Below are 25,740 nucleotides of genomic sequence, written 5' to 3' on the forward strand. Positions count from 1 at the left end.
CCCGGTCATGCGACACCTCTTCTTGCTCGGCCTCGCCGCCCTCTTGGGCTCCACGCTCGGTTGCGCCACCACCTGCATCGAAGGTGCGAACGGCGTCACCTGCACCGCCAAGAGCCTCAAGCGCTTCGACGGCGCGCCGCCCCAGGCGCAAGCCTTCAACGTGACGCCCGGAGCGCCGCTGAACATCGACGTGCAATACGGCAACGTGCTCGTGACCCGCAGCACGACGCCGCAGGTGATCGTGGAGTTTCGTCCCTTCTGCTACGCCGGCCACGACGAGCAAGCGACCGCGCAGCAGTTCTTGACCCAGAACCTGCGCATGACGGCCACCGGCGCGGGCGCCATCACCGCCGTGTCCGGCCGCAATGGCGGCAGCAACGGCCTGGGGGCAGACGTCATCGTGCGCGTGCCGGACGGCTTCAACGGAGCCATCAACGTGCTGAACCGCGGCGACGGTCCGGTCAACGAGTTCGGCCTCAAGATCGAAGGCGTGGGCCACGCGACGGCGCTCACCGCGACGAACCAGGCGCTGCTCGGCAGCTGCTGGATCCAGGGCGCGCCCAGCGTGAAGAGCACCACCGTGCAGTGCCGAAACGGCGTCAGCGTGTTCGACGTGAGTGACGCCGTGAACATCACGAACACGGATCCGCGCCACGACGCGAGCAGCCCCGCCATCACGCTGCGCATGGCGTCCGTTTCCCCCGGCAGCCCCGGCGGCACCGTGACGGCCACCTCCGGCAGCGTCGCCGCCACGTTTCCCCGCGCCGGCGGCTACGTGATCCAGGCGCAGAGCCCGGTGAACGGCGCCGTGCAAGAGGGCAGCGTGCCCCCGAGCTGTCAGCTCAATGCCGCAGCGCCCAACAACAAGACGCTCTCCTGCGGCGGCGGGCCGGCGTATCGCATCATCGCCGGGGCGCAGCCGGACACCATCGGCCCGCCGCCCCCCGCGAACGTGATGCTCAGCTACCAGTGACGTCCGCGCGTCACTTGCGCGCGACCGCGATGTGCGCCGGGCTTTCGAAGCTCACCTCCTCCACGGGGGCGAAGCGCGAAAGCTCCGTGCGCGCCTCCTTCAGCAACACCGCGTACTCGGCATCGTCGATCCTGTCAGCCAGCGTCCAGCCCCGCACGTCGGTGTGAACCCAGGCGTCAATCGACGGGAAGCGCGCGATCCCCGTCGGCGTCTCGATATCCGGCGCGGAAATCCCGGCGCCGTCCAGCAAGCGCAGGAGCTCCCGACGGTCGCCGAGGCAATAGGGAACCCGGAGCTCGCTCGCGACCTCCGCACCGAAGAGACGTTGGATGAGAGCCACCATCGCGGCGTACCCCGGCGTGTCTTCCAGAGAAGCCCACACCGCGATCACGAGCGTTCCGCCCCGCCGCAGCACTCGCCACATCTCGCTCAGCGCCCGCGCGCGATCCTCGAAGAACATCAGCCCGAACTGGCACGTCACCGCGTCGAAGGTGCCATCGTCCCAAGGCAAGCTCTCGGCGCGCCCCTCGCGAAACTCGATGTCCGGAGCGCGCGAGCGCGCCACGCGGAGCATGCCGTCGTTTCGATCCAACCCGATCACCCGGCATGCGGAGATGCGCTTCTTGGCCTCGCGTGCGACCGCTCCGGTGCCGCAGGCGACGTCCAGGAGGGACTGCCCGGGCTCCAGGCGTGCGCGCGCCACGGAGCGCGCCGCCCACTCGGAGAACAGAGCGGGGAGAAAAAAGCTCTCGTAGATCTCGGCGGCGCTGCCACTCACCTGTCCCTTCGCGTGTTCCATGCTTCTCAGGTACGCGCGAGGGCTCGCAGCAGAAAGTACAAAGACTGTACTTGGCCGGTTGGGAGCGGTCTGGCAGCCTGACGCTGTGCCCAGCTACGGCCAGTACTGTCCCATCTCCCGCGCCTCCGAGATCCTCGGCGAGCGCTGGACTCTGCTGCTGGTTCGCAACCTGCTGCTCGGCGCCAAGACGTTCAATGACATCGCCGGTGGAGTTCCCGGCATGTCGCGCTCACTCCTTTCCAGCCGCCTCAGGGGACTGGAGCAGGCCGGGTTGATTCACATCCATCCGCGAGCCGATCGCCGGGGCAAGGTCTATGAGCTGACGGACGCGGGCCGCTCCTTGTGGGACGTGATCGGACCCCTGGCGCAGTGGGGACGCCGCTTTTTGGAGCTGAAGCCGGAGCACACGGATCCGTCCTTCGTGCTGTGGGCGTGGGTCCACGTCCATCTGCGTCGCGAGCGGCTTCCCAAGCGCCGCGTGGTGGTGCAGTTCGACTTCCCGGAGCAGCCGCCGCACTACCGCCGCTTCTGGTTCTTGATCGAACGAGGAGAAGCAGAGCTGTGCTACGTGCGGCCCGGCTACGATGAGGATCTGCGGGTGACCGCGAAGAACGAGCCGTTCACCCGCTGGCACGTGGGAGAGCTTGCTTGGCGTGATGCGCTACGTGCCGGTGACATCCGCGTGGACGGCCCGGGGCCTCTCGCTCGCGCGCTGCCCACCTGGAACGAACGCGCCGCGTGAACGAGCCGCGGTGTCGCCGTCCGGGCCGCGAGGTTCCGCGCCGTACCAACAAGAAGATGTAGAAGGGGTTTGTCGGTCCGGCGCGGAAACGCCCCTCAGGGCTTGATGACCTGAGTCCCCGGCGGCGGCTTGAAGTTGAACTCGCCGGCGGGCACCTTCTCGTTGACGGAAGGCGTCAGGAAGTCGAAGCGGTTGCGGTTGCCCTGCGCGTCGAGCAACAGCACGCGGCGGACCTGATAGGTGTTCGCGTCGACGTACAAGAGCAGCTTGTTGTACGCGGGGGTGGCCTTCTTCGGAATGCCTTCCAGCACGTAGCCGCCCTCGAACTTCATCTGCTTGGAGTTGAGCTTGCGCAGCTTGAACTCCTTGCGCAGGTTGCCGCCTCCCACGAGGAACGCCAGCGCCGCGGGGTACTGGCTCTTGCCCATGGTCTGCTCGTACATCTGCTTGTTCTCGGCCTCGTACACCTTGATGTTCTTGCCATCGGAAACGACGCGATTGCCGTTGTTGGTGTACCGCCAGCTCATCTTGCCGGGCTTCTGGAAGATGACGCCGCCCTTGCTGTCCTTGGTCTTGTTGTAGGCCTTGACCCAGTAGCGCTGCTTGAAGCCGGCCTTGAAGCTCTTGGTCTTGTCGTAGAACTTCTGGACGTTGGTGGCGACCTCGTTGGCGGAGGGCTCGCCCTTCTTGGGCGCGGGCTTTGCGGGGGCCGCCTTCTTGGGTTGAGCGTTGGCGCCGGTGGGGGCGAGGGTGAGGGGCGCGGCCAAGCCGACCAGGAGAGACAGGGCGAGATGCTCGAGCTTCATGATTCTTTCGGTTCCTCGACAGAACAAACGGCGATGAGGGCTGTTCCTTGCACCGCTCGGGTCAGGGGGACAGACGACCCGGGGGCGGAAAAGATTCGCGATATCGCCCGGAAAATCCAGGGGAGTATGCGCTTTTACGTTCGCCCGGGCAGCGGCATTTCCCTGGGTTCAGGCCCCAGCGCGCCGACGGCGTTTTCGGCTGCGGGACCGGCCCGAGAGGGCCGCGATCAGGGCCGGAGACAGTGAACGCTCGCCCAGTCGTTCGGCGACGGGGCCGAGCCGGAGATGCGTGATGGCCAGGGCCAAGGCGTCCGCCGCGTCCGCCGGAGGCAGCTCCGAGAGGCCGAGCATGGCGCGCACCATCAGCGCCACCTGGCGCTTGTCCGCCTGCCCGCCACCCGCGATGGTGCGCTTCACCCGAGCCGGGGCGTACTCCGCGATGGGAACCTTGGCGCGCGCCAGACACAACAGCACGACACCCCGAGCGTGACCCAGCTTGGCCGCCGCCTGCGCGTCCTTGTGGAAGAACAGCGATTCCACCGAGCTCACTTCCGGAGCGTGCGTCTCGATCACCTTCGACAGCTCCGTCTCGATGCGACACAGGCGCTCCGAGAGCTCGAGCTTGGCGTTCATCTTGATGACGCCGTGAGCGCGATGGGTGAGCCGATTGCCGGATCGGGACACGACGCCCCAGCCGAGGCGCAGGGTGCCGGGATCGATACCGAGGGCAATCATCCATGAACGCGTACCAGCTGAGGTCGCGGATGGAAAGATATTCGTAAGATCCGAGCGATAAACTACGCTGAGCGCGTGACCGATCCGGATGCCGTGGTGGTGGGCTCGGGTCCCAATGGGCTCGTGGCCGCGTGCCGCCTGGCGCGGAGCGGGCTACGGGTGCTGGTGCTGGAAACCAACCCGCGACGCCCGGGGGGCGCGTTGGGCTCGGAGGAAGCCACGCTGCCGGGGTTCGTGCACGACGTGGGCGCCGCGTTCTTTCCCTTCGGCACCGTGAGCCCCGCGTTCCGGGAGCTCGACCTCGAGCGTTACGGCGTGGAGTGGTTGTACGGCGAGATCGAGAGCTGTCACCCGGCCCTCGACGGCAGCGTCGCCTGGATCTCACGAGAGCCAGACGCGCGAGCCGCCGGATTCGGCTCGGGGCGCGACGGAGAAACCTTCGCGCGCCTTGCCGAGTGGCACGACTCCGTGGCCGAAGACCTGATGAGCGGCCTGCTCCGGCCGTTCCCCACCCTGGCTCCCCTCCTTTCGCTGGGCCTGTCCGGCCTGTGGCGCGTGGCCCGCATCTTCCTGTCCAGCGGACGCGGCCTTTCCCAGCGGCTGTTCGAGAGCGAGGCCGCGCGGCGAGTGCTCCCGGCGCTGGCGCTGCACACGGACGTGGCGCCCAGCGACCGCTTCGGCGCGGGCTTCGGCTATCTGCTCTCGCTGTCGGCGGCCACGGCGGGCTTTCCGGTGCCTCGCGGTGGTGCCCGCGCGATCACCAACGCGTTGGTGACGCTCTTGGAAGCCCACGGCGGCCGCCTACGGCTCGGCGCCCGGGTCGATCGAGTGATCGTGAAGAAGGGCCGAGCCGTCGCCGTGAAGCTCGCCGACGGCGAAGAGATCGCCGCGCGCCACGCAGTGCTGGCGGACACCGGCGCCCCGGCGCTGTACCTGAAGCTGCTCGACGAACGCCACGTACCCGGCCGGGTCCGCTCCAAGATGCGGCGCTTCGCCCGCGGCTTCGGCACCTTCAAGGTGGACTGGGCGCTCTCGGGGCCGGTGCCCTGGAGCGCGGAGCCGGCGCGCCGGAGCGCCGTGGTGCACACCGGAGAGAGCCTGGACGATCTGGATCGCTTCAGCGCCGAGGTGCGCGCGGGCCAGCTGCCCGAGCGCCCGTACTTGGTGATCGGTCAACAGAGCCTCTTCGACGACTCCCGCGCTCCGCGCAACCAGCACACGCTGTACGCCTACTCCCGCGTGCCGTCGGAGCTTCCCTGGGACGACGCCCGCCAAGTCTTCGCCGATCGCATCGAGCAGCGCATCGAAGAGCTGGCGCCGGGCTTTCGCGGCAAGATCCAGGGCCGCGCCGTGTGGGCGCCGCCGGATCTGGAAGCCCAGAACGCAAACCTCGTGGGCGGCGACATCGCCGGCGGCTCCGGCGCCTGGAACCACCAGCTCGTGTTCCGCCCGGTGTTTCCCTACTTCCGCTACCGCACACCCGTCGCGCGGCTCTACCTGTGCTCCAGCTACGCGCACCCCGGCGCCGGCGTGCACGGCATGTGCGGCGACAACGCCGCCCTCATGGCGCTGCGCGACATTGGCTAGTTTCCGCGGTGGACCAACAAACCCTCTCTACGTTTTTTTGTTGGTTCGGCGCGGAAACTCGCACCGCGCGCAAGTTGCACGTGATCGAACCGTCCGACAAGTACTGGGTGGTGGCCAAGAGTGCTCGCTTGCGGTGCGGCAGATGACTTGTGCCTAAGGTGTTGGCACTCGACACAGCTCAGGATCAGTGAACTCGTAGTTGTTGAACCGAAACGGTGCAGCCTTTGCCCCTCGCACCAGTACTTCCACGCCAAGCGGCGCAAACGGACAACACTGGCCAGTTTGATCACCGAAACAACGGAACGCGAACGCGTTCGTCGTGGATCTTAGACCAATCCGGCCCCGACTAGTTCTCACCACCAGTTGCTGATGCTCGACCTTGCAGCATGGGGAGTGGTCATCACACGACGAAGAAGGTTCGTACTCGTAGATCGGTTCTAGAATGCCACGCACCGTCATGCGGTCACCAAGCTGAGCATCGTCCCACCACCCGATATCGACGAGGGTGCCCTCGGCACACTCAGGCAGCTGGCGAGGCACGTATGGGCACCCATCGTCCGCAAAGCATGATCTGAAGCCACTACCCAGCTCGCCGATTCCCGGCGAGACGTGCTCGCTGACCCATCCGACGGATGGCGACGGCGCCACATGGACTTTTGCCGGAGGACACGCGGGAACCGTTCGTGCCTTCGGAGCGGAAGGCTCCGTGCTAGATACGGGCGCAGACGCGCAGCCTGAGGCCAGTATCATGACCATCGTGACGCCCACGCCGCGATAGCACGTGCGACGGGAAGTACCAGCCACTACATGCTCTGCCCGCCAAAGGCGCCTTGTGCCAACGGAACTCCGACAACTGGCGGAGTGAATTCCCTTGGCTCAAGATATGTCACCTCCGACGCGTTGATTGCTCGCAATTGCACGTCGAGATCCTCAAGTTCGTCCCAGAACAACTGTGGCTGACTGCAAATCTCACCTCCGCTTCGGACATGTTCGTCGGCCACCTTAAGAACCTGGAAGACTTGGAGCAACCTTCCGAGGGGGCGCGCGTCAGCCAGGGGTTCCCCGAGCGCTGCTGCGCGCACAACATTCAGTTTCGCCGCAAGTAACTCCGCCGTGAACAATGCGTGATTCGCCGGACCCGTCTTGTCGTCGCCATGCGCAACATGAGCCGGCACCGCAGGTGTGCCAACGCTGATCAATGTTGCTCCCGCTGGATTCCCAGGCGGCACGTGACACAGGGCTGTCTTCTTGCTGGAAGTGCCGCCCAGACCTGGGTACGAAGCAGCGAGCAACTGGATTGCCTGCTGAGCATCTGAAACGACCATGAGGTTTGTTCCCGTCCCCAGGGTGACCGGAAGAGACTGCTGAACCTGCGGTTGCGCGCTCCACCAAGCCCTAGTTTTCGCCGAAGATATCGCAGGAATGGGCCGCGGTGCCGGAAGCCGCAACAATGGAATCTCCGGAGCATCGACACTAGAAATGAAGAACATGTTCCCGGAAAGGATGTTGCTCCATTTCTGCACCCAGATGCCGGGGTCTATTGGATCAATCTTGAACGTCTCAACGTCCTTGGGACCGCCAAGACCGGGGTTGTACTGGCCGGACGGGTTATCATTCACATAGCTTGGAGTCGTGCCTCCATAGGGCGTGATTGTGTAGGAGCAAAGACTCTTGATGTTCTGCTGTCCAGGGAAGTCCTCGTCGTCCGCACGATCCGCGTCGCCGTCTCGCAGGATGAGCTTCTTGAATGAGTCGGTCACCTGGTAGTAGTACGTGAAGGTCCCGTCGTAGGTTGTATCCGGCAGCCCCCCCAAGAAGGCCGCGTTGGGAGCTGCGGCAGGACCCGCTCGGTCGCGGGCATAGTAGTCACCATCCAAGGCGCCTACAGCACCATTCGCGCGCACCATGAAAGCGTTGGCGGCAAGCAACTGCAGGGTTCCATCACACCCGCCGGCCGTGACGCGAAGCAGGTAGGTGTACGCATTCTCGCTTGGCGAGAATGCGGCAGCAACATGTGGGCCGTCGTACAGCTTGCCCCACCCATGAGCAACAAGGGATTCAGAAGGAACCACGACGCCGACCGGCACCACGGACGGATCGCTCGTGTCAGTCATTCCTAGTTTGCTGGAATACAGGCGAAAGCACGAACGCCCAGCACCGAAATCGTATCGGGAGCCGAAGTAGCCATCGTACACTTCGATCCGCGTCCGCGGCGCGCTAGCATCCACGCCTATGATGAAGTCTTGGCTTAGGGAGGTATAGGTTTGCTCATACACCCCCGTGACGAGATGGAAGCGGCCCTCATCAGGATCACTCACCGGAGAGCCCAAGAACTCCTCGCCTTTGCCTAACCCAGCTGTGCCGCCGAAGTACACGTCGCTGAACGAAAAGGCGTTGTCTTGCACCAACTCAAGATCCGCGATCCCGTCCTCGTTGAAGTCCCCGATCTTTGCATCCTTGTAGGTCACTGAAGAGTCGACAAGGGCAAACGGCGTCTGCAACTCAAGCCCAGTGCTACTACCGTGATAGTATACGAAGTTCCCGTTGAGTCCGAACACCACATCGTCGATGTCGTGCTCTACTCCAGCGACGGTCCGCTTGTCGCCGTTGAAATTCCCAACGACCAGCATCAACTGTTCGACCAGAGTCACGACGACCTGAATCGGCGTCGTGAGACTTATGCTCGTGCCGTCGCCGGACACGAGTGTCAGATCGTAGAAGTCGACACCTCCAATGTTAGTTGTCGTCACAAAGAAGAAGTCCTCATCGCCATCGCCGTTTACGTCACCGCTCGCAACAATCAGGGCGTTCTTCGCAGCGTTCGCGAATACTCGAAACCCGTCCGCAGATTCTTCATTGGTTTGACCGGGTTCGATTCCCTTGTGCACGCTCGCGATGTTCCCCGCGCTGTCGAAGCACGGCGCACCGGAATCAGCACTCTCAAAGACCGTCGTAGCCAACGCTCCGAAGTGAAGAAGGAACGGATCTTGAACGCCGCTGGCAAGACCAGAGTTCGGCGCAAAGTTGACGCGTCGAAGGACCCGACTCGCGTCGAACGCGAAGCAGTCCAGCGTCGAATTCTGAGCGATTATCTGGTCCCGAGACAAAGAGCTGATTGTATGAAACGCTGATGGCGGCAGGCCCTTGAACCCGGACTTCACCCGCACCAATGCGATATCCCGGGTCGGATGGCGAAGCGTTCTCCTTTCGTCAATGTCAAGCGTTTGCGCACCCGCTGCGGGATCGCCCAGCGCGAGCTGCAACTTGGTGCCCGCGCCATCGTCAACAACGTGTCGAGCGGTAACCGCCCACGTGTCACTCAGGAGGATAGCGACCCCGATCGGCTTGTCTAGAAACAGCCCCGGACTCGAAGACGGTGGGACTATCGAATAGACCATCGCAACCCCAACCTGCGACGGATTCTGGGCAGGACCACCGGCCTTGAGGGGCGTGCTCGCAGTACTCGGAGCGGAAGAGTCGCTAGAGCACGCGACAGTGCCGAGGATTGCGGCACACACTACCAACACCGAGTTGCTCACCAGACGGAATCCAGCCTTCCAGTTCATCGTCTTCCTCCCGGGTCAACAGGCGAATCCAAACAAATCGCGGGGCGCTCAACCACGTAGTCGAAAACTCCGTTACCTCGAACGATGGTGCCGCGAACGATGACGCTTTGGCCGATTGGAGCAATCGGACAGCAAAAGCCGCTAACATCACCGAAACACGTAAAGGCCTTCAGACGCGACGCTTCCCGTGGCAGCACCCGCCCATGGTCAGTGCGAATCACGAGTTGCGGCCTCTGTAGGTTGCAGCAAGGGTTCAAGGGGAAGCACCCCGCTTGAGTCGTTTCGCCCGGGATCGCTTCCAGCTGCCCGCGAAACTGGACGCGCCTCCCGGACTCACTCGTCTTCCACCAGTCATCGTCAATGCCCGTGCTCGGCATACATGGCGGAAGCGCGAACGGTATGTACGGGCACCCAGTCCTCGCAGCGCAGCCGGGCTTGCTTGAAATCGACGTCAGTGCATCAGGCCAGTCAGCAGCCGACCTCCAGCCGGGCCTTCGAGCAAGTTCCACGGGCTGCGGGTTTCTATCACGACACTGTCCCTGCGCCTGAATCTCACGCGCAGGCTCACGCACATACGCTGCTGAGCACGCGGACGCTAGGCTCACGACTACGGCAACCGAAAACACGGAGCTAGCCCGTCGGAGCATCACACGCTCCAATTGAGTGCCGCGCAGTAGGTTGCACAGGAAGCGGTGCACGCCTGGCAGAAGACGCAAGAATGATAGGCCTTGAACTTGGCCTGAGCTGCAACCGCTGCTCCCGCGAAACAGGCGTTTGTACAGTCAGCTCCTACGGCATCCAGCCCACACGACACGAGTGTACAGGCGTAAATGTTCTGGCAACCAATGTCGCCATAGCATGCTTCGAATGCCTTCAAACACGCGGCGTACTGCTCAGCGCCACAGCTCTCGCAGCTCTGACCACCGTCCGCAAGTGTCGATGCCTCTGCTTCGCCAGTTCCAGCGTCCAATCCTATTCCACCAGTTCCTCCACCACCGTCCGTCGTAACATCAGCATTTGACGCGTCGTGGGTGGCGGCAACACCTCCGCTTCCCGCCGAACTAGATGCGTCGGTCCCCACGTCCGCGGTCGTCGCGTCTAGCGGTACCAGGTCAGCAGTTGTCGGGTTCGAACCGCAGGCGGGAACCGCTGCAAGCACCGCGATCGCTATGATGCGAACCCCCGGACCCATTCAATCATCCTGGACCTTCTTGCGCAGAGAAGCAAGGGCAGATCTCAACGCAGGCGTGTGGGCAAGTGTGGGGCACACATACCTTTGGGCGTGTAGAGGTCGTACCCTTGACATACTTGCGACGATGATTGTCGCAGGTGCTAGCAATCTTCCCAAGCGGGATCTTCCATGACCCTGGTTCGGGAAGGCGCAGACGCCTGGGGCAGCCGCGAACACGGCTAGCCGGACGCCTACTCGGACCACTTCCCGAGCGACTCGGCCGTCAGCACGTTGGGGCCTGGCTCGTCGGCGGCGCGACGCGTGATGAGCTCGTCCACGCAGGAAAAGAGCATGGAATTGTCGCGCCGCACGTAGCTCTCGAGAGCGTGGGCGTGGTCCGCGCTGTGGGAAAGGAAACGCTCCACGCGATCGCGATCCAGCGTGCGCGCCCAGGTGCCGTAGCCCAGGTACTTCAGATAGCGCGCGTTCAGCTCCTGCTCGTACTGCTTCTCGATGGGGATGCTCATCATGGGCACGTGCAGGCTCACGGCCTCGCTCATCAAGGAGAAGCCGCCGCCGGCGATCACCGCGCGCGCAGTGCGCAGATCGTCCACGAAGCCCGTCTCCGAGAACGCGCACAGCGTGACGTTGCCCTCGCTGCCCTCACGCCCCATGCCGTACACGCGGAAGCGATAGGGCAGCGTCTTCAGCATGGGCACCAGCTCTTCGTTCTGCGCTGCCGTCTGGTACACCAGCACGTGATCCCCAGGCTCGCGCCGGGCGGCCAAGATCTCCGGCCGCAAGATGGGCGGCACCAAAGAGGTGCGCTTCTTGCGCACCTTGGGGAAGAAGAAGCTCGTGACCAGGTAGTGGTAGGCGCGCGGCAGCTTCATCTTCACCGCCAGCTTGGCCACGGAAAAGTCGAAGCTCTTCTTCTCCGTCACGGCCTTTTCGTGCTTGCAGCGATTGATGATCTGTATGTTGTCGATGCTGACCACCGGCAAGAAATGATTGAGGGCATACAGCGCCGCCCAGCTCTCGAAGTCGCTGATCACGAGCTCCGGGCTGAAGCCGTCTTCCGCCACCTTGCGGTACACGTCGATGTTCTTCTTGATGCCCCGCGGCGCCTTCTTCAGGTTTTGAAACAGGCTGTCGCTGCGATCCAGACGGTTGGCGAAGTAGCGCAGCGTGAGCCCGTGGATCTCTTCGATGGTGAGGTTCGAGTGACCCGCCAGGCGCTCCACCAAAAAGCGATGGGCGCGGCCGCTGACCACCACCTTCACCTGATGCCCCGAAGCCAGCAGGTGCTCGAGCACCACCCGGCTCCGGGTCGCGTGTCCCATGCCCTCGCCCACCACCCCGTAGAGAATTCTCATGTGTCGGCCAGCATATCTGGTCTTCACCCGAGGGTCGCGCTATGGGGCGCCCCGTGAAGCGTTCTCCAGCATCCCTCACGGGAAAACAGCGGCGCTACCTGCGCTCCCTGGCGCACCATCTGAACCCGGTGATCCAGATCGGCCACGCGGGCGTCACCCAAGGCCTGCTCGATGAGCTGGATCGCGCCCTCGAGACCCACGAGCTGATCAAAGTCCGGGTCGGCGGGGAGAGCCCGGTGGAGCCGGACGAGGCGGCGAAAATCATCGAGCCGGCGGCGGCTTGCCACGTGGCTCAGGTCATCGGTCGCGTGCTGGTGCTGTATCGCCAGCACCCGGAGGAGCCGACGATCGAGCTACCCCGCGCCGGCGCCCGCCCTGCTATCCTGCGTTCCAAATGACGGACGCAGGCTACACCGTGGTCGTGGGCATCGACTTCTCGGAGCTCGGCAACAGCGCCTTGGACGAAGCCATCGCGCTGGCGGCGGAGCGCCCCGAAGCCACGCTGCACGTGGTTCACGTGGCCGAGAGCGAAGGGCCGCTGTTGCGCATGACATTGCCGGGCGGTGCGCGCTCCCTCACGAAACAAGAGGCCATGGACTTTCTGACGGAGCACGTCAAAAAGCACCTGGCAGAGCGCCGCGCCGACGAGCTCGATCTGCCCGACGACCGCGCCGAGGTTCACGTGCGCGTGGGCGTGCCTTCGGACGAGCTGACGCAGGTGGCGTCGGACAAGAACGCGGATCTGGTGGTGGTCGGCACCCACGGGCGCACCGGGCTCTCGCGCATCCTGCTCGGGTCCGTGGCCGAAGCCACGGTGCGCAAGGCCGCCTGCCCAGTGCTGGTCATCCGCCCCAAGAACTACTCCAAAGACTGATGGCCCCGAAGGTTACCCGCACGCATACCCCGGGCAGCTTGGCCTGGATCGACCTGGAAATGACCGGGCTCGATGCCCAGCACGACGTCATTTTGCAGGCCGCGCTGATCGTGACCAACGCGGAGCTCGAGCCGCTGGAAGAGTTCGTGTGCGACGTGTGGCAGCCGGAGCACGAGCTCGAAAAGATGTCGCCCTTCGTGCGCGACATGCACGAAAAGAGCGGGCTCACCGCCCGCGTCCGGGAATCGCGCACGGACGTGGGCAGCGCCGAGCGGCAGCTGCTCGATCGCGTGGCCGGCTGGTGCCCCTATCCCGCCATCTTGTGCGGCAACAGCATCGGGCAAGATCGCCGTTTCATCGATCGCTACATGCCGGGCCTCTCCGGCTACCTCAGCTACCGGCTGGTGGACGTCAGCTCCATCAAGGTGCTCGCCCGGCTGTGGCACGGCGAGAGCGCGGTCTACCAGAAGCCGGACGAAGGCGCTCACGACGCCCTGTTCGACATCAAGCAGTCGATCTTGGAGCTATCGCACTACCGCAAGCACCTGTTCCGCAAGCACCCGTAGATCAACAAGCTCGGTGCGGCGCGCCGGTGAAGATCTTTCCCGGATTGAGCAGGCCCTGCGGATCGAACACGCGCTTGAGATCGCGCTCGAGGGCGATGAGCTCCGCGGACTGCTCGAGGTGCAGATACGGCGCCTTCAGCACGCCGATGCCGTGCTCGCCGCTGAGGGTGCCGCCCAGCTCCACCACGTCGCGAAACAGCTGCTCGATGCAGCGCTCCACGGCGGGCACTTCGTCGTCGTCGTTCCACAGGAAGTTCACGTGCAGGTTGCCGTCCCCGGCGTGGCCGTAGGTCAGGCAGCGCACGCCCGAAGCCTCGCTTTGGCGCTCCACCCGCTCGAGCAGCTCCACCGTGCGCTGCCGCGGCACCACGATGTCCTCGCTCAGCTTGTGCTTGGCCTTCTTGCGCACCGCGTGGCTCATCTCCCGCCGTGCGGCCCACAGCTTTTCGCGCTGCGCGGCGTCTTGCGCCACCAGCACCGAGAGCGCGGCAGCGCTGGCGTCCGCCACCCGCTCGGCCTGCCGCTCGCACTCCGCCTCGGCGCCGTCCACCTCGATCAGGAGCATGGCCCCCGCCTGGGGATCGATGGGATTGCCGGCCTCGCGCATGGCCGCCAGGGTTCCGTGGTCCAGGAGCTCGATGCAGCGCGGAACGATGCCCGTCTCGATCATGCCGGCCACCGCGGCGGCGGAAGCGCGCACGTCCTGGAACAAGCACATCAACGTCATCACCGCGGGCGGCTTCGGCACCAGGCGGAGCGTGATGTCGCCGAACACCGCGAGCGTGCCCTCGCTGCCCACGAGCAGCGCCGTCACGTCGTAACCCGTGACGCCCTTCACCGTGCGCTTGCCGACGGACAGGCGCTGCCCGCCGATCAAGAAGGCCTCCAGGCCCAGCACGTAGTTGCGCGTCACGCCATATTTGAAGGCGCGCGGCCCGCCCGCGTTCTCCGCCACGTTGCCGCCCAGCGCGCAGCTCTCCCAGCTGTTCGGATCCGGCGGATAGAAGAGCCCTTCGCGCTCCACCGCCGCGTGCAGGTCCCCGAGGATCACGCCGGGCTCCACCACCGCCAGGCCCTCGGCGCGATCGATGTCCTTGATGCCGCTCATGCCCTGGGTCGCGAGCACGATGCCGCCCGCCACCGGCACCGCACCGCCGGTGCGCCCCGTACCGCCCGCCCGCGGTGTGATGGGCACCTCTGCTTCGCGCGCCACCGCCAGGGCCGCCAAGATGTCGTCCGCGCTCTCGGCCACCACCACTGCGTCCGGAATGCGGGGCACGGCTTCGGACTCGTCGCTTGCGAAGCGCTCGCAGGCGAGGCGGTCCGTCAGCACCTTGGAAGGACCCAGCGCCTGCTCCAGCAGGCTCCGGGCCTTGTCACGGGCCGCGGGCGACAGCTCCGGCAGCTCCGGCTGACCGATCAACATGAGCCAAACCTATGGCAAGCGCCGCCCCTCGCAACCGAAATGCTTGACGACGGCCCCCGCCCGGGTAGTTTCTCGGCCCCTGGCCGAATCGCCACTGGAGAGGTGACCGAGAGGCCGAAGGTACCCGCTTGCTAAGCGGGCGTGGGTCACAAGCCCACCGCGGGTTCGAATCCCGCCCTCTCCGCAACCGTTTCCGATGAATGTTGGTCCGGCGCGAACCCCGTCGCGCCGCCCGCTGGCGCGGCTGCCCTTCACGTCGGAGTATCGACGTCGTCCCACTCCGCGTCGGCGAAGCGCGTGAGCCAGTTCAGCGCATGGTGCCGCTCTTGCAGCACGCCGGGCTCGAGGCCCGCCGGCGGCTCCTTGTGCTCCACCTGCATCGCTTGGCGTGCGGCCCAGTGCAAGCGGTAGTGCAGGTCGAGGGCGTCGAGGATGTCCGATGCGTCTCGGAGCCTCGCCTCCGAGACCAGCCGAGCGCGATCTGCATCGAAGAACGCCTTCGCGACGGCGGGCACATCGCAGATGCGATCGGGAAAGGGCAGCTCGTCGAACAGCCCGAGTGCCCACGCCAGTACGAACAGCGCCTCGTAGCGCCACACGGAGTTGACGATGCTCTGCTCAGGCGGCTGCTCCTCGCTCAAGAAGGCATGCTCCGCGGGGCTCGCGGCGTCGTACCCGGCCGACAGCTTCTCGCGCAGCTCGGCCACGGGCAGCGGCTCGCCCGCGCTCAACGACTCCGCGCGAACCGCGACCAGCATCAACGCCAAGGCACGCCGCGCCACGTCCTCGGCGCTCCGGAGCTGGACCTCCGTTTCACCCACCACCGGGGGCAAGCTCGCCGGCACTCGGATGTGCCGCTCCGCCAGCGCCGTGTCCGTGCTCTGCTTGCGGAGCACGGCATCCGCGGGGAACGGCACCGCGGCCGTGCCCGGTGCGCCGCTCGGATCGACCAGCACGGCGCCCGAGGGATTGAGCACGGCGCCGTCCGGCATGAAGAAGATGGCATTCGCTTGCTGGGCCCAACCCACCATCTCGTCGAAGACGGCGGGGTCGACCTCGAAGGAGATCTGCGTCTGCACCCGCTCGATGTGGCGCAGCGTGGCGTACAGCGCTGCCGTCATCTGTGGCCGCATGCGCATCACGAAGCCGATGAAGCCATTCAGATGCTCGGTGAGCTCCGGATCGCTACGGCCCCGCCGGCTGTTCAGGGAATGCGCGAAGCCCAGCGGCGGCGGATCACGATGCGTGCAGTAAGCGTTGACGGTGATGGTCACGCGGCCACGCTACCACGCTATTTCTTCTCTTCGATCTCGCAGTCGTCGATCCAGTTGATGGTGCGGAGCTTGCCCTTGAAGGTCACCTTGGTGTTCTTCTTGATCTTGGTGGGCTCCTTCAGCATGCACTGGATCGAGCTGGTCTTGTTTTCGTCGTCGGCGATGTAGGCGTTGTTCTGCTTCTGCCCATTCAGGGTGACGGACTCGAAGTGGTACATCACCGCTTCGCCCGACACTTCCTTGCCCATCAAGGCGCTGAAGTTCTTCTTGATGTCGCCGGGCGTGAGCTCCGTGGTCTTCGCTTCGGCCTTTTCTTCAGCCGTTGGAGCCGCGGGCGTCGCGGGCGCGACCGCGCTCGGCGTCTCCGGAGCGGCGGACGAAGCCGTCGGCGCGGCTTCCGATTTGCTGCAGCCGAAAGCGCCGGCGAAGGAGGCCAGAGAGACGAAGACGATGGTGTGACGAGCGTTCATTGACGAGCTCCTCCGAAGTGGAATGTGCGCCTGCTACGACGCTCGCGGCGTGGTTCTTCCCGAGTGGTTCCGCGGCGGCCCGACATGATCTCGATCAAAGGAGAAAAACGTCGGATTCGCTTGCGCGGGGGGACGTCGGACCCAAGCTGAGGGACGGCAGCAACGGAGGGATGAAGCTGCATGCTTGGCCTCCCCTTGGGCGGCGTACCGTGACCGGTGACGCGACCACCGGCTGCGACTGCATCTGACGCCACGAGAATGGCCCGCGCCACCGTTTCGAGTGACGCGGGCCCCGATCCAACGCGGAAACTATCTCACTGATACGTCACCACCAACGCCGGACGATAGGTCCCGGTGGCCGTGTTGCTGCTGTCGAAGGACGTCGCGCGGAAGGCCGTGTAGCCGGGAAAGTTCAGATCGTTGTCGTGGACGAACAGGCCATTGTTCACCCAAGCGCCGGACGCCCACTGCTTGACGATGTTGGTGATCGTCCACTCCAGCGGCAACGTCGACGTCGGTGGGTTCACGTTGACCTGAAAGCTCGTGTACATGTTGGGCGAGTTGCTGAAGGTGATCGCGGAGCCGCTCCACGAGGCCGCAAACGCATTCACACCGTACGTCGTCCCGTAATCCGCCGGCAGGATGTAGGGATGGAGCCGGAGCTTCGCGCTGATGATGGTCTTACCGTTCAACGCGGAGGTGTCGAACTTGATGGCGGACGCGGCGCACACCCAGTCATTGCTGTAGTAGCCAGCCAGCCAGCTGCAGCCGGCGGATATGCTGCCGGTGGGATACACCGTGTACGCCGCGGACGGGTCGGTAGTGCTGTAGAGCAGTGTATTGTCGATGGTGGCGTAGAGCGTCACCGTCTGCTGAGTCGAAATGCACTGACCGCTCGAGTTGCAGGTCTGGCCGGACGAACAGCTACCGCACGTGCCGCCGCAGCCGTTGGAGCCACACTGCTTGCCCGAGCACACCGGCACGCACGCGCACTGGCCGCTGGCGCTGCACGATTGCCCGCCGAGGCAAGTGCCGCACACGCCTCCGCAGCCGTCCGGGCCGCAGACCTTCCCGCTGCACTGAGGCACGCACGCACAGAGGCCCGCCGCAGTGCAGGTCTGACCGCTGCCGCAGCTGCCGCAGGAGCCGCCACAGGTGTCCGATCCGCATTGCTTCCCCACGCATTGAGGTTGGCAGCCGCCTCCACTGCCGCCGGTTCCACCGACGCCGCCCGTGCCACCGACGCCGCCCGTGCCACCGACGCCGCCCGTGCCACCGACGCCGCCCGTACCACCGACGCCGCCCGTGCCACCGACGCCGCCCGTGCCACCCGTCGCAGCGCCGCCCGTTCCGAATCCGCCGCTGCCCCCTGCGGCGCCCGCCGCTCCCGCCGTTCCCGCGGCGCCACCCGTGTTGATGGCGCCCGCGAAGCCTCCGGTGTTGGCCTGTCCCGCCATCCCCGCGCCGCCATCGAACCCGATCACACCGGTCCCGCCGCCGCCGAAGTTGCCGGCGTTGCCGAAGCCGCCGCCACCCCCGCTTCCGCCCGCGTCACCACCCCCGCAAGCGAGCGACACGCTGGCCGCCCCCAAGATCACTGCTGCAAACACCAGTCTTGACCGCATCGCCGTTCCTTTCGCTGAACCTTCCGAGGCGTGCCTCAGCAAGCTCCGTTCCGAGCGCGCACGGCCCGGAAACCACGACGCCGTCACGCAAAGGAGGGCCGTTGAACGGTTCAGTGCGTGTCGTCGAACCGTTCACGGCGGTTCGAGAGCTCCGTCGGAGATCGCTTCGATGCGAGACGTCTGCCGCGCCGGACCAACAAAAACCCAGTTGTTGGTTCGCCGCGGAACCTCGAGGCCAGCTACGGCGTCAGCGTAGAACCAAGCCGAAGGGCAGCGCGGCGAGGGTGGTCTCTCGCGCGGCCAGCGGCGATAGGCTCGAGAAGAAGCGGCGGTATTCCACCGGCACGTGGGCCATCAAGAGCTTGCGCTCGCTGGTCACGCGCTCCACCGCGTGGCTGATCTCGGACTCGCTCGCGTCTTCCCCGAGGAGCAGCGTGGAGAGCATGCTCTCTTTGCCGCCCTCCACCACCACCGGGGCGCGATCGTCCAGACCTGCGGCATCCCGCGCGATCTGAATGGCGCGGGAGAGGCCGCCGAGCTCGTCCACCAGGCCGATCTTCTTGCCCTGCGCACCGCTCCAGATACGGCCCTGGGCGATCTCGTGCACCTTGGGCACCGGCATCTTGCGGCCCTTGCTCACGCGATCGAGGAACAGGTCGTAGACGTCGTGCATCGAATCGCGAACGCGCTCGCGTGTCGCGTCGTCCCAGGTGGTGAGCGCCGAGAGGTACGCGGCGCGGGACGCGGCGCCTGGGTCGGGGCTGGCCGGAAAGGTGTAGCTGCTGACGCCGTACTCCGCGAGGGCATCGCCGATCACGATCTTGCCCCCCAGCACGCCGATGGATCCGACGATGCTGCTCTTCTCGGCGACGATCTTGCGCGCAGGAGCGATCAGGTAGTAGCCACCGCTCGCCGCCATGCTGCCCACCGAAGCGATCAGCGGCTTCTTGTCGTTCAGCTCCACGAGCTCGTGCCAGATGAGGTCGCTGGCCAGCGCAGAGCCGCCGGGGGAGTCCACGCGCAGCACCACGGCCTTGACGGAGTCGTCCTTTTTGAGGCGGCGCACCGTCTTGATCATCGCCGACGCGGTGATGCCGCCGCTGTCGAAGATGCCACCGGCTTCCATCGAGATGCTGCCCTCTTCCGCGAGCACCGCGATGTGCGGACGGCCGCCGGCGTGTTCCTCCGTGCCAGCGATGATGCGCACGATCTCGCCGATGTCGGGGCCCTCGCCGGACTTCTGTCCCGTGCCAAAGGCGGTGACCACGCGCTCGGCGCCAGCCTTGCTCTTGGCGTCGTCGAGGGCTTCCGACTCGTAACCGAGCTCGTCCACGAAGCCCTTGTCCTTGGCTTCCTTCGCGCTCCAGGGTCCCGCTTCCAGCGCGGCGACCACGTCCTTCGGTCGCTTCGCGTCGCGGGCGCCGTCCAGCCAGGTCGTGCGGATCGACCGGAGCACCGCCATCAGCGATTCCTTGGCGGGCTCGCTGGGACCGTCTCGCGTCACCGGCTCGGCGGCGCTCTTGTACTTGCCCATGTGGACGAAGTCCGCCTCCACCTTGAGCTTGTCGAGCGCGGACTTGAAGTAGATCATCTGGCTGGCGATGCCGACGGTGTTGGCGTCACCGGCGGGGCTCATCCAGATCTTGTCGCAGGCGTTCAGCGCCAAGACGGCGGTCGCGTTGTCGAAGGTGTCGGCGTGGCACACCACCGGCTTGCCCTTGGCGCGGATCGCCCCGAACAGCCGCGCAAGCTCTTCCCCGCGGGAGAAGCCGAAGCTCGCGCTGCCGAAGCGAACGTACACGCCCTGGGCGTCCTGGTCGTCGGGCAGCTTCTCCAGCGTGCGCACCAGACCCACGTAGGTGCGGCTGGCCGGCAGCGGAAACCAACCGCTCGCGGAGGTGGTCTCCGGAGCGCCGGAGGTGAGGTCCAGCTCCACCAACTTCTTGGTGGCGATGGACAGGAACGCGGACGACGTCTTTTCACCCTTCGTGACCGGCCCCGAGCGCGGCCGCCCGTGACAACTGGAGAGCACGAGAGCGCAGGCGAGGCCGACCAGAGCTCGGCTCTTCATTGATTGAATCCCGGTAGATCCGTGGTGTCGATGTGAGGCCCTTCGTCCTTCTTCTCGGTGGCGGTGGGCTCGGGACTGGGGGCCGGAGCAGGCTCCGGCGTTTCGCTGGTTTCGGTAGCTGTGGGCGCGGCGGAGCTGCCCGCCCCCTCGGAGATGCGCGCCGCGGCCTTCTGACCATAGGCGCTGCCCGCCCCGGCCTGCTCGAGCACGCGGCGATAGAGCGTGATGGCGCCCTTCTTGTCGCCGCTGTCCCACTTCTGATCCGCACGCGCGACCAGCGCGGGCAAGTAGCTCGGGTTCTGCTCCAAGACCTTGTCGTACATCTTCTCGGCCTTGTCCGGATCGCGCTTCAGTCGCGCGACGTCCCCGAGACCTGCCAGGGCTTCCGTGTTGCCGGGATGCTTGGCCAGAACGGCGTTGTAGAGCTGCTCTGCACGATCGAGATCATTGCTCTTGATGGCCGCGGACGCCTGCTTCAGCTGGGCACGGAAATCGTTGCTACCCACCGGCTCTTCGCCCACGGGAGCGCTGGTATCGAGCACCGGCAAGCTGGCAGGGTCCACCGTGGCAACCTCCGCCTTGGCGTCCGCGCCGGCGTCTTCGACGGCCTCGTAGCGGGCGAGAAATGCGGAGAGATCGTCGCGCAGCGGGAAGCCCTTGTCGCCCGCTTTGTCGAGCTCGCTCTTGGCGGCGGAGAGCTGTCCGTCCCGCACCAGGGCGTACACCAACGCGGCGCGCGCGCGCCCCAGGTTGCGCTCGGCCGCCGCGGCGGTGCGCAGGCGGTCGATGATGGGGGCCCACACCGGCGTGGGCTCTGCGAGATCCAGCGCCGCGAGCACGTAGGCGTTCTCCGGCTCGCTCGCCTTCTCCGCGATGGGGGCGATCTTGTTGCGCGCATCGCCCAGCTTGCCCGCGAGGCGCAGCACGTCCACCTGAGCGCGGAGCACCGCGAGATCGCCCGGCGCAGCGGCAACGGCCTTGTCCACGGCTTCTTCCGCGCGGCCCACCCGTGCGCCGAGCTGGCGATGGGTGGCCTTGACCAGCTGCTCGTCCGTGGGCTCGAGCAAGCGCAGGCGCAGCCAGAGCACGTCGGCGCGCAGGGCTTCGAGGTGCGCCAACGCGGCGAGCACTGCCGGGTCACCTTCGGACAGCACACTGGCCTTGTCGAGCTCGCCACGGGCGGCCTCGAAGTCGCCGTCCTCGACGAGCTTGTCGGCGCGGGCCAAGAACTCCGCGGCGCGGGAGTCCGCCGCCTTGGCGCTGGAAGCCGGGGGCGAAACGAACTTCTCCAGGTAGCGGCGACCAACGGTGGCCGCCAACAGTCCGACCACGCCCAGGATCACCACCGCGAAGATCCAGCGCGAGCGCGCCCCACGGCGAGACGGCGCGCTGGAAACGAAACGCGGGTCGGTGTGGATGTCGGAGTAGGAGTGAAACGCCTCTCGCACGGCGCTGGGCGTGGGCGTGGGCTGCACGTCGTCGTCCCTGCGCTCGACTTCCTCCACCCGGGCGTTCCGCGGGATGGTCGGCGGGTCGAGATCTTCGTCCTCCGTGGGGAAGCTCGGCAGCGTGTCGGCCTTGGCCGCGACGGCGGGGGGCGCCGCCGCCTCGCGGGCGGGCATGGTGGCCGGCTCCGGCTCGACAGCGAAGGATTGCGCCGGCGTCGCTGGACGCGGGGGCCGCGCGGGGGTCGCCTGCTTGGCCAACGCCGAGAGCGGCACCGTCTGCGATAGCGCGTTGGGTGGTGGCGCCACCCCCGCCAGCGTGCGGTTCTGCTGCCCCCCACGGGCCGGAACGCCACGTGCGTGGAAGAACGGCTCCAGCTCGGCGATGGACCCCAGGGGACGAGGCGGCTGATTGCCCCGCGACAGCAGATCTTCCGGCCCCACCTGACGCTGCGCGATCCCCCGCTGTAGCTCCCGCAGCGAGGTGTAGACGAGCTCCCGTCCGGTGGCGGTGCGGACTACCCAGCGCTCGGGGGCACCCGAGCCGGAATCCGGAGGGCGGACCTTGAACTGATGCCCACAATTCGTGCACTTGACGGTCGTGCCGCGCTCCGAGACCAGCGCGTCATCGAACTCGTACTCCGTACCGCAACGACCACAGCGGACATCCATTACAAGCGCACCATGAAAAGGCGCGCAGAACTTAGCACGCTGCTCGCCCAAAGCCTCGCTTTCGCGGCCCCCGGCGGAAATCCGGCTACATCCACCCGTGAACCCCCTTTCACTCGCCCAGGCCCCACCCCGGAAAAGCCGCAATCTAGGTGGCTTGTCTGGGGCACGTTGCTTGCTACGCTCCATCCGTGCCGCACGGCGGCGGAGACGGAGGCCAGGAGATGAAGCGTGCAGTGCTATCAGGAGTCGTCCTCTTGGCGGCTTTCGCGATGGCGGGATGCCCAATCTATCCCGAGGATCCTTACGCGTGCAGTAGCGACTCGGACTGCGGCCCGGGCCGCTCCTGCGATCTGGAGACGGGGTTCTGCTACAAGCCCGGCGGGAGCACCGGTGGCACGGGTGGCACCAGCGGCAAGTCGTGCACGGCTCCTTCGGGGTGTGGCGACAACGAGACCTGTGGCTCCGACGGCGAGTGCCACCTCGGCGACTGCACCTTCCACGGCTGCGTGAGCGGATACGACTGCGGCATCGTGGACGGCGCGCACGAATGCGTGGCCAACGGCGGCGCGGGCGGCATGGCCGGCGCTGCGGGCGCTGCGGGCGCTGCGGGTGCTGCGGGTGCTGCGGGTGCTGCGGGTGCTGCGGGTGGCGGCGGCGCTGCGGGCGCGGCAGGTGCTGCGGGCGCGGCGGGCACGTCCGGTACGGACGCGGGCGCCGGCGACGCCAGCATCGACTGACGCTACTTCACGACGCGCAGATAGGGCGGAAGCTCGCGCTTCTTTCCGGGTGGCTCGGAGGGCTTGGTCGTTTCTTCAGCTTCGGCCTCCGGCTGCGGCGGGGGCTCCGGGGGTGCGGATTGGCGCGCTTGAGATCGCTCCGGAGCTTCCGCTTCCGTCTCCAGCGTCGCCTCTTCGTCGGCCGGACCGTCGTCGTCGTCGGTGACCGCACGGAGATGGGTCTTCGGCGCCTTCTGCTTCTTGACCACCTGGGCCGCTTGGGCGGCGACCTCCGCCGGCACGTCGTCCGGCCACACCATCGCCCGTCCGTCCGCCCCCACCAACGCGTACACCGCGTTCCAGGGCATGAAACAGAAGAACGGTGAACGGTTGAAGCTGAGGGTGCAGGACACGGACGCCTCGTCGACTTCCAGATCCGGAATCGGGACCGGCATGTTCAGCCCCACCTGGAGCACGAGCTGGGGCTGGTGCTTGAACCAGGCCGGAACCTTCACGCCGTCCCGCCGCGGATCCAGGTGAATGAAGACGTCGGTGCTCTCGAGCAGCGCCAAAATCACGTCTTTCTTCGGAGGAAGTTGGGGCCCCGAGGTCATGGTCCAGGCCAAATACCGCTTTAGCCGACCAGATGCCAGCGCCCCAGGCCAATGTCACTGCGTGCCCCCTCGGGGCTTGGTACGATTGGACCATGCGTCACCTCGTCTTTCTCTTCCCGGCCATGCTCGCATCGCTCGTGACTCTCGTCGGCTGCGGTGACAGCGGAGGAGGCGGCGGCGGCGGTGATGGAGGCTACGGCAATCTCGGGGGCTTCGGCGCGACCGGCGGTGCGGCCGGTCAAGCCGGCGCGGCCGGCAGCGGTGGCCTCGCGGGCAGCGGCGGTCTCGCGGGCAGCGGCGGTCTCGCCGGCAGTGGCGGACTCGCCGGCAGTGGCGGTCTCGCCGGCAGTGGTGGACAAGCGGGCGCCGGCGGCAGCCCACCCGCCACGATCACGCCAGGCGCCGCAGATCGTTTCTTGCTCAAGGGCGTGGTGCTCACGCCCACCGGTCCCATCACCGGCGAGGTGCTGGTGGAAGGCACGGACATCACCTGCGTCGCGGCCAGCTGCTCGAGCCAGAGCGGCGCCACCGGCGCCACCACGATAGAGACCAACGGCGTCATCCTCCCGGGCCTGATCGACTCCCACAACCACGGCCTGTTCAACGAGTTCGACGAAGACGACTGGAACCCCGGCAAGTTGTTCTCGAACCACACCCAGTGGAACTCCACCAGCGAGCCCCGCTACGGCGAGGTGGTCGACGCCAAGCAGTACCTGGAATCCGTCAGCGCCGGCGCCAACGTCAGCTGTGAGATGGCCAAGTACGCCGAGACGAAAGCCATCATCGCCGGCACCACCTCCTTCTTGATGGCGCCCGGTGCCACGGAGCGAAAGTGCTACGCCTCCGTCGCGCGCACGATCGACACTGGGTTCAACGACCTGCCCGACGACAAGATGCGCGTGAGCATCTCGATTCCGGCATCTGCCACCGCCACCAGCGTGTGCAACGACTTCACCGCCGGCACCACCAACCGCTACGTGGTGCACTGCGGCGAGGGCATCAACGAATCCGCGCGCAAGGAGTTCGACAACCTCACCACCGTGTCCGGCGGCTGCCTCGCGGCACCCCAGACCACCGTGGTGCACGGCACCGCCCTGGGCACCCCCGAGTTCACCATCATGGCGCAGAACGACATGAAGCTCGTGTGGTCACCCAAATCCAACGTCTTCCTCTACGGTCAGACCACGGACATCCCCGCCGCCATGGCCGCCGGCGTGAAGATCATCGCCCTGGCGCCGGACTGGGCCCTGGGCGGCAGCGTGAACATGCTGGACGAGCTGCGCTTCGCCGACAGCTGGGACAACCAGCACTTCGGCGACGTGCTCACGCCGGAGCGCCTGTTCCACATGGTCACCAGCGACGCCGCCATCGCCCTGGGCATCGATCAGTACGTGGGCACCCTGGAGGTCGGCAAGCGCGCCGACATCACCATCATCGGCGGCACCATCGCCGATCCGTACGGCGCCCTGCTCGCCGCCAAGCCGCAAACCGTGCGCCTGGTCATGCTCGACGGCCGCGTTCTCTACGGCGACAAAGCGCTCGAGGCCGCGGGCCCAGCCACCCCGGGTTGCGAAGCCCTCGACGTGTGCGGCGTGCAGAAGTTCCTGTGCATCGCCGAGAACGACACCGCCGACAAGCTGAACCAGACCTTCGCCGAGGTGAAGAGCGTGCTCGAGACCGAGCTCGCGAGCTACGACACCACCGTCTCCCCCGCCGGCGGCCCGCTCTCGCCCATCGCCCCGCTCACCAAGTGCAATTGATGGGGAATTGGTTTGTCGCTGCAGCGCGGAAACAGCGCTGCAGCGCGAAGCGTCCCCTTGCGGACCGCCTACGCGATCCAGTTTTCGTAGCGCAAGCCAGGAACGCGAGCGAAGTGCTTTTCGTTGCCTGACACGAGCACCTGGGCGTTGCAACGACAGATGGACGCGATTCGAAGATCGGCGTCGTCCAGCCGCTGGCCCTTCGCTTCGAGGTGAGCTCGAAGCTCACCGTAGTGACGAGCAGCCTCAGCATCGAAATCGAGACAGTCCATCGTGCTGGTGACGAGCGCCACTGCGTCGAGCCACTTCCTTACCTGCGAGGTGCGAAGCGCACCGTAGTACAGCTCGCCCAAGGTCACCGAAGTGAGCCTCACCTGGGAACGCGATAGCGCGCTCAACCGCGCTCGCGCTCGCTCGGGAAGACTGCCGCGCATCACCAAGCTGATGACGTCCGTGTCCAAGACGTACATGT

The 25,740-nt window shown here is 66.2% G+C and carries 21 protein-coding genes and 1 tRNA gene; 9 read left to right on the forward strand and 13 right to left on the reverse strand.

From position 1 onward, the window contains the following. The first annotated feature begins 7 nt into the window (after nucleotides 1-7). Complete coding sequence (locus H6717_20945) at nucleotides 8-973, forward strand: hypothetical protein (GenBank protein ID MCB9579512.1); 966 nt, start codon at nucleotides 8-10, stop codon at nucleotides 971-973. A gap of 10 nt (nucleotides 974-983) precedes the next feature. Here H6717_20945 and H6717_20950 read toward each other — a convergent pair whose 3' ends face one another. Continuing rightward, the gene (locus H6717_20950; protein MCB9579513.1) at nucleotides 984-1,772 is read right to left on the reverse strand and encodes a methyltransferase domain-containing protein; all 789 of its coding nucleotides are present in this window, start codon (nucleotides 1,770-1,772) and stop codon (nucleotides 984-986) included. Nucleotides 1,773-1,857: 85 nt separating this feature from the next. On the opposite strand from H6717_20950, the gene H6717_20955 reads away from it, so the two are divergent. Next, nucleotides 1,858-2,514: a helix-turn-helix transcriptional regulator gene (locus H6717_20955; protein ID MCB9579514.1), complete on the forward strand. Its 657-nt coding sequence runs from the start codon at nucleotides 1,858-1,860 to the stop codon at nucleotides 2,512-2,514. A gap of 95 nt (nucleotides 2,515-2,609) precedes the next feature. On the opposite strand, the gene H6717_20960 is transcribed toward H6717_20955, so the two are convergent. Both H6717_20960 and ruvC read right to left on the reverse strand, forming a co-directional pair. Then, the gene (locus H6717_20960; GenBank protein MCB9579515.1) at nucleotides 2,610-3,320 is read right to left on the reverse strand and encodes an outer membrane lipoprotein carrier protein LolA; all 711 of its coding nucleotides are present in this window, start codon (nucleotides 3,318-3,320) and stop codon (nucleotides 2,610-2,612) included. 168 nt (nucleotides 3,321-3,488) lie between these two features. After that, on the reverse strand, nucleotides 3,489-4,055 hold the full coding sequence (gene ruvC, locus H6717_20965; GenBank protein MCB9579516.1) for a crossover junction endodeoxyribonuclease RuvC: 567 nt from the start codon (nucleotides 4,053-4,055) through the stop codon (nucleotides 3,489-3,491). Nucleotides 4,056-4,130: 75 nt separating this feature from the next. Between ruvC and H6717_20970 the strand changes: the two genes are divergently transcribed. Beyond that, the gene (locus H6717_20970) at nucleotides 4,131-5,642 is read left to right on the forward strand and encodes an NAD(P)/FAD-dependent oxidoreductase (protein MCB9579517.1); all 1,512 of its coding nucleotides are present in this window, start codon (nucleotides 4,131-4,133) and stop codon (nucleotides 5,640-5,642) included. 803 nt (nucleotides 5,643-6,445) lie between these two features. Here H6717_20970 and H6717_20975 read toward each other — a convergent pair. Then, nucleotides 6,446-9,208 carry a trypsin-like peptidase domain-containing protein gene (locus H6717_20975; protein MCB9579518.1) on the reverse strand — a complete coding sequence of 921 codons (2,763 nt, stop codon included), beginning with the start codon at nucleotides 9,206-9,208 and terminating at the stop codon, nucleotides 6,446-6,448. Nucleotides 9,209-10,630: 1,422 nt separating this feature from the next. Next, on the reverse strand, nucleotides 10,631-11,755 hold the full coding sequence (locus H6717_20980; GenBank protein ID MCB9579519.1) for a teichoic acid biosynthesis protein: 1,125 nt from the start codon (nucleotides 11,753-11,755) through the stop codon (nucleotides 10,631-10,633). A gap of 41 nt (nucleotides 11,756-11,796) precedes the next feature. On the opposite strand from H6717_20980, the gene yhbY reads away from it, so the two are divergent. Genes yhbY through orn form a run of 3 tightly spaced genes read left to right on the forward strand, consistent with a single transcriptional unit; the run spans nucleotide 11,797 to nucleotide 13,195 of the window. Continuing rightward, on the forward strand, nucleotides 11,797-12,153 hold the full coding sequence (yhbY, locus tag H6717_20985; GenBank protein ID MCB9579520.1) for a ribosome assembly RNA-binding protein YhbY: 357 nt from the start codon (nucleotides 11,797-11,799) through the stop codon (nucleotides 12,151-12,153). Further along, the gene (locus H6717_20990) at nucleotides 12,150-12,629 is read left to right on the forward strand and encodes a universal stress protein (GenBank protein ID MCB9579521.1); all 480 of its coding nucleotides are present in this window, start codon (nucleotides 12,150-12,152) and stop codon (nucleotides 12,627-12,629) included. The genes yhbY and H6717_20990 overlap by 4 nt, the downstream gene beginning before the upstream one ends. Continuing rightward, nucleotides 12,629-13,195: an oligoribonuclease gene (orn, locus tag H6717_20995; GenBank protein MCB9579522.1), complete on the forward strand. Its 567-nt coding sequence runs from the start codon at nucleotides 12,629-12,631 to the stop codon at nucleotides 13,193-13,195. Before H6717_20990 ends, orn begins: the two co-directional genes overlap by 1 nt. A gap of 1 nt (nucleotide 13,196) precedes the next feature. Here the strand turns inward: orn and H6717_21000 are convergent, their stop codons facing one another. Then, nucleotides 13,197-14,621, reverse strand: coding sequence for an FAD-binding protein (locus tag H6717_21000; GenBank protein MCB9579523.1), 1,425 nt, complete (start codon nucleotides 14,619-14,621; stop codon nucleotides 13,197-13,199). A 96-nt stretch (nucleotides 14,622-14,717) separates the two neighbouring features. Here H6717_21000 and H6717_21005 point away from each other — a divergent pair. Beyond that, nucleotides 14,718-14,805, forward strand: a tRNA-Ser gene (locus H6717_21005). Between the two features lie 67 nt (nucleotides 14,806-14,872). Here the strand turns inward: H6717_21005 and H6717_21010 are convergent. From H6717_21010 to H6717_21030, 5 genes are all read right to left on the reverse strand, one after another. Next, complete coding sequence (locus H6717_21010) at nucleotides 14,873-15,895, reverse strand: DUF4272 domain-containing protein (GenBank protein MCB9579524.1); 1,023 nt, start codon at nucleotides 15,893-15,895, stop codon at nucleotides 14,873-14,875. Between the two features lie 17 nt (nucleotides 15,896-15,912). After that, nucleotides 15,913-16,365, reverse strand: a complete 453-nt coding sequence (locus tag H6717_21015) for a hypothetical protein (protein MCB9579525.1) — start codon at nucleotides 16,363-16,365, stop codon at nucleotides 15,913-15,915. Between the two features lie 314 nt (nucleotides 16,366-16,679). After that, nucleotides 16,680-17,990, reverse strand: coding sequence for a DNRLRE domain-containing protein (locus tag H6717_21020; GenBank protein MCB9579526.1), 1,311 nt, complete (start codon nucleotides 17,988-17,990; stop codon nucleotides 16,680-16,682). A 247-nt stretch (nucleotides 17,991-18,237) separates the two neighbouring features. Next, on the reverse strand, nucleotides 18,238-20,061 hold the full coding sequence (gene sppA, locus H6717_21025) for a signal peptide peptidase SppA (protein MCB9579527.1): 1,824 nt from the start codon (nucleotides 20,059-20,061) through the stop codon (nucleotides 18,238-18,240). After that, nucleotides 20,058-22,178: a zinc-ribbon domain-containing protein gene (locus tag H6717_21030; protein MCB9579528.1), complete on the reverse strand. Its 2,121-nt coding sequence runs from the start codon at nucleotides 22,176-22,178 to the stop codon at nucleotides 20,058-20,060. The genes sppA and H6717_21030 overlap by 4 nt, the downstream gene beginning before the upstream one ends. Before the next feature lie 221 nt (nucleotides 22,179-22,399). Between H6717_21030 and H6717_21035 the strand changes: the two genes are divergently transcribed. Beyond that, entirely contained in the window at nucleotides 22,400-22,915 is a 516-nt protein-coding gene (locus tag H6717_21035) for a hypothetical protein (protein MCB9579529.1), read from the forward strand. Between the two features lie 2 nt (nucleotides 22,916-22,917). On the opposite strand, the gene H6717_21040 is transcribed toward H6717_21035, so the two are convergent. Continuing rightward, nucleotides 22,918-23,508, reverse strand: coding sequence for a hypothetical protein (locus tag H6717_21040; protein MCB9579530.1), 591 nt, complete (start codon nucleotides 23,506-23,508; stop codon nucleotides 22,918-22,920). A 92-nt stretch (nucleotides 23,509-23,600) separates the two neighbouring features. Here H6717_21040 and H6717_21045 point away from each other — a divergent pair, with 92 nt between their 5' ends. Continuing rightward, the gene (locus tag H6717_21045; GenBank protein MCB9579531.1) at nucleotides 23,601-25,268 is read left to right on the forward strand and encodes an amidohydrolase family protein; all 1,668 of its coding nucleotides are present in this window, start codon (nucleotides 23,601-23,603) and stop codon (nucleotides 25,266-25,268) included. A 68-nt stretch (nucleotides 25,269-25,336) separates the two neighbouring features. Here the strand turns inward: H6717_21045 and H6717_21050 are convergent, their stop codons facing one another. Further along, the gene (locus tag H6717_21050; GenBank protein MCB9579532.1) at nucleotides 25,337-25,738 is read right to left on the reverse strand and encodes a type II toxin-antitoxin system VapC family toxin; all 402 of its coding nucleotides are present in this window, start codon (nucleotides 25,736-25,738) and stop codon (nucleotides 25,337-25,339) included. Nucleotides 25,739-25,740 lie beyond the last annotated feature (2 nt).

The organism is Polyangiaceae bacterium (assembly GCA_020633235.1).
In the GTDB taxonomy this organism is placed as follows: Bacteria; Myxococcota_A; Polyangia; order Polyangiales; family Polyangiaceae; genus JACKEA01.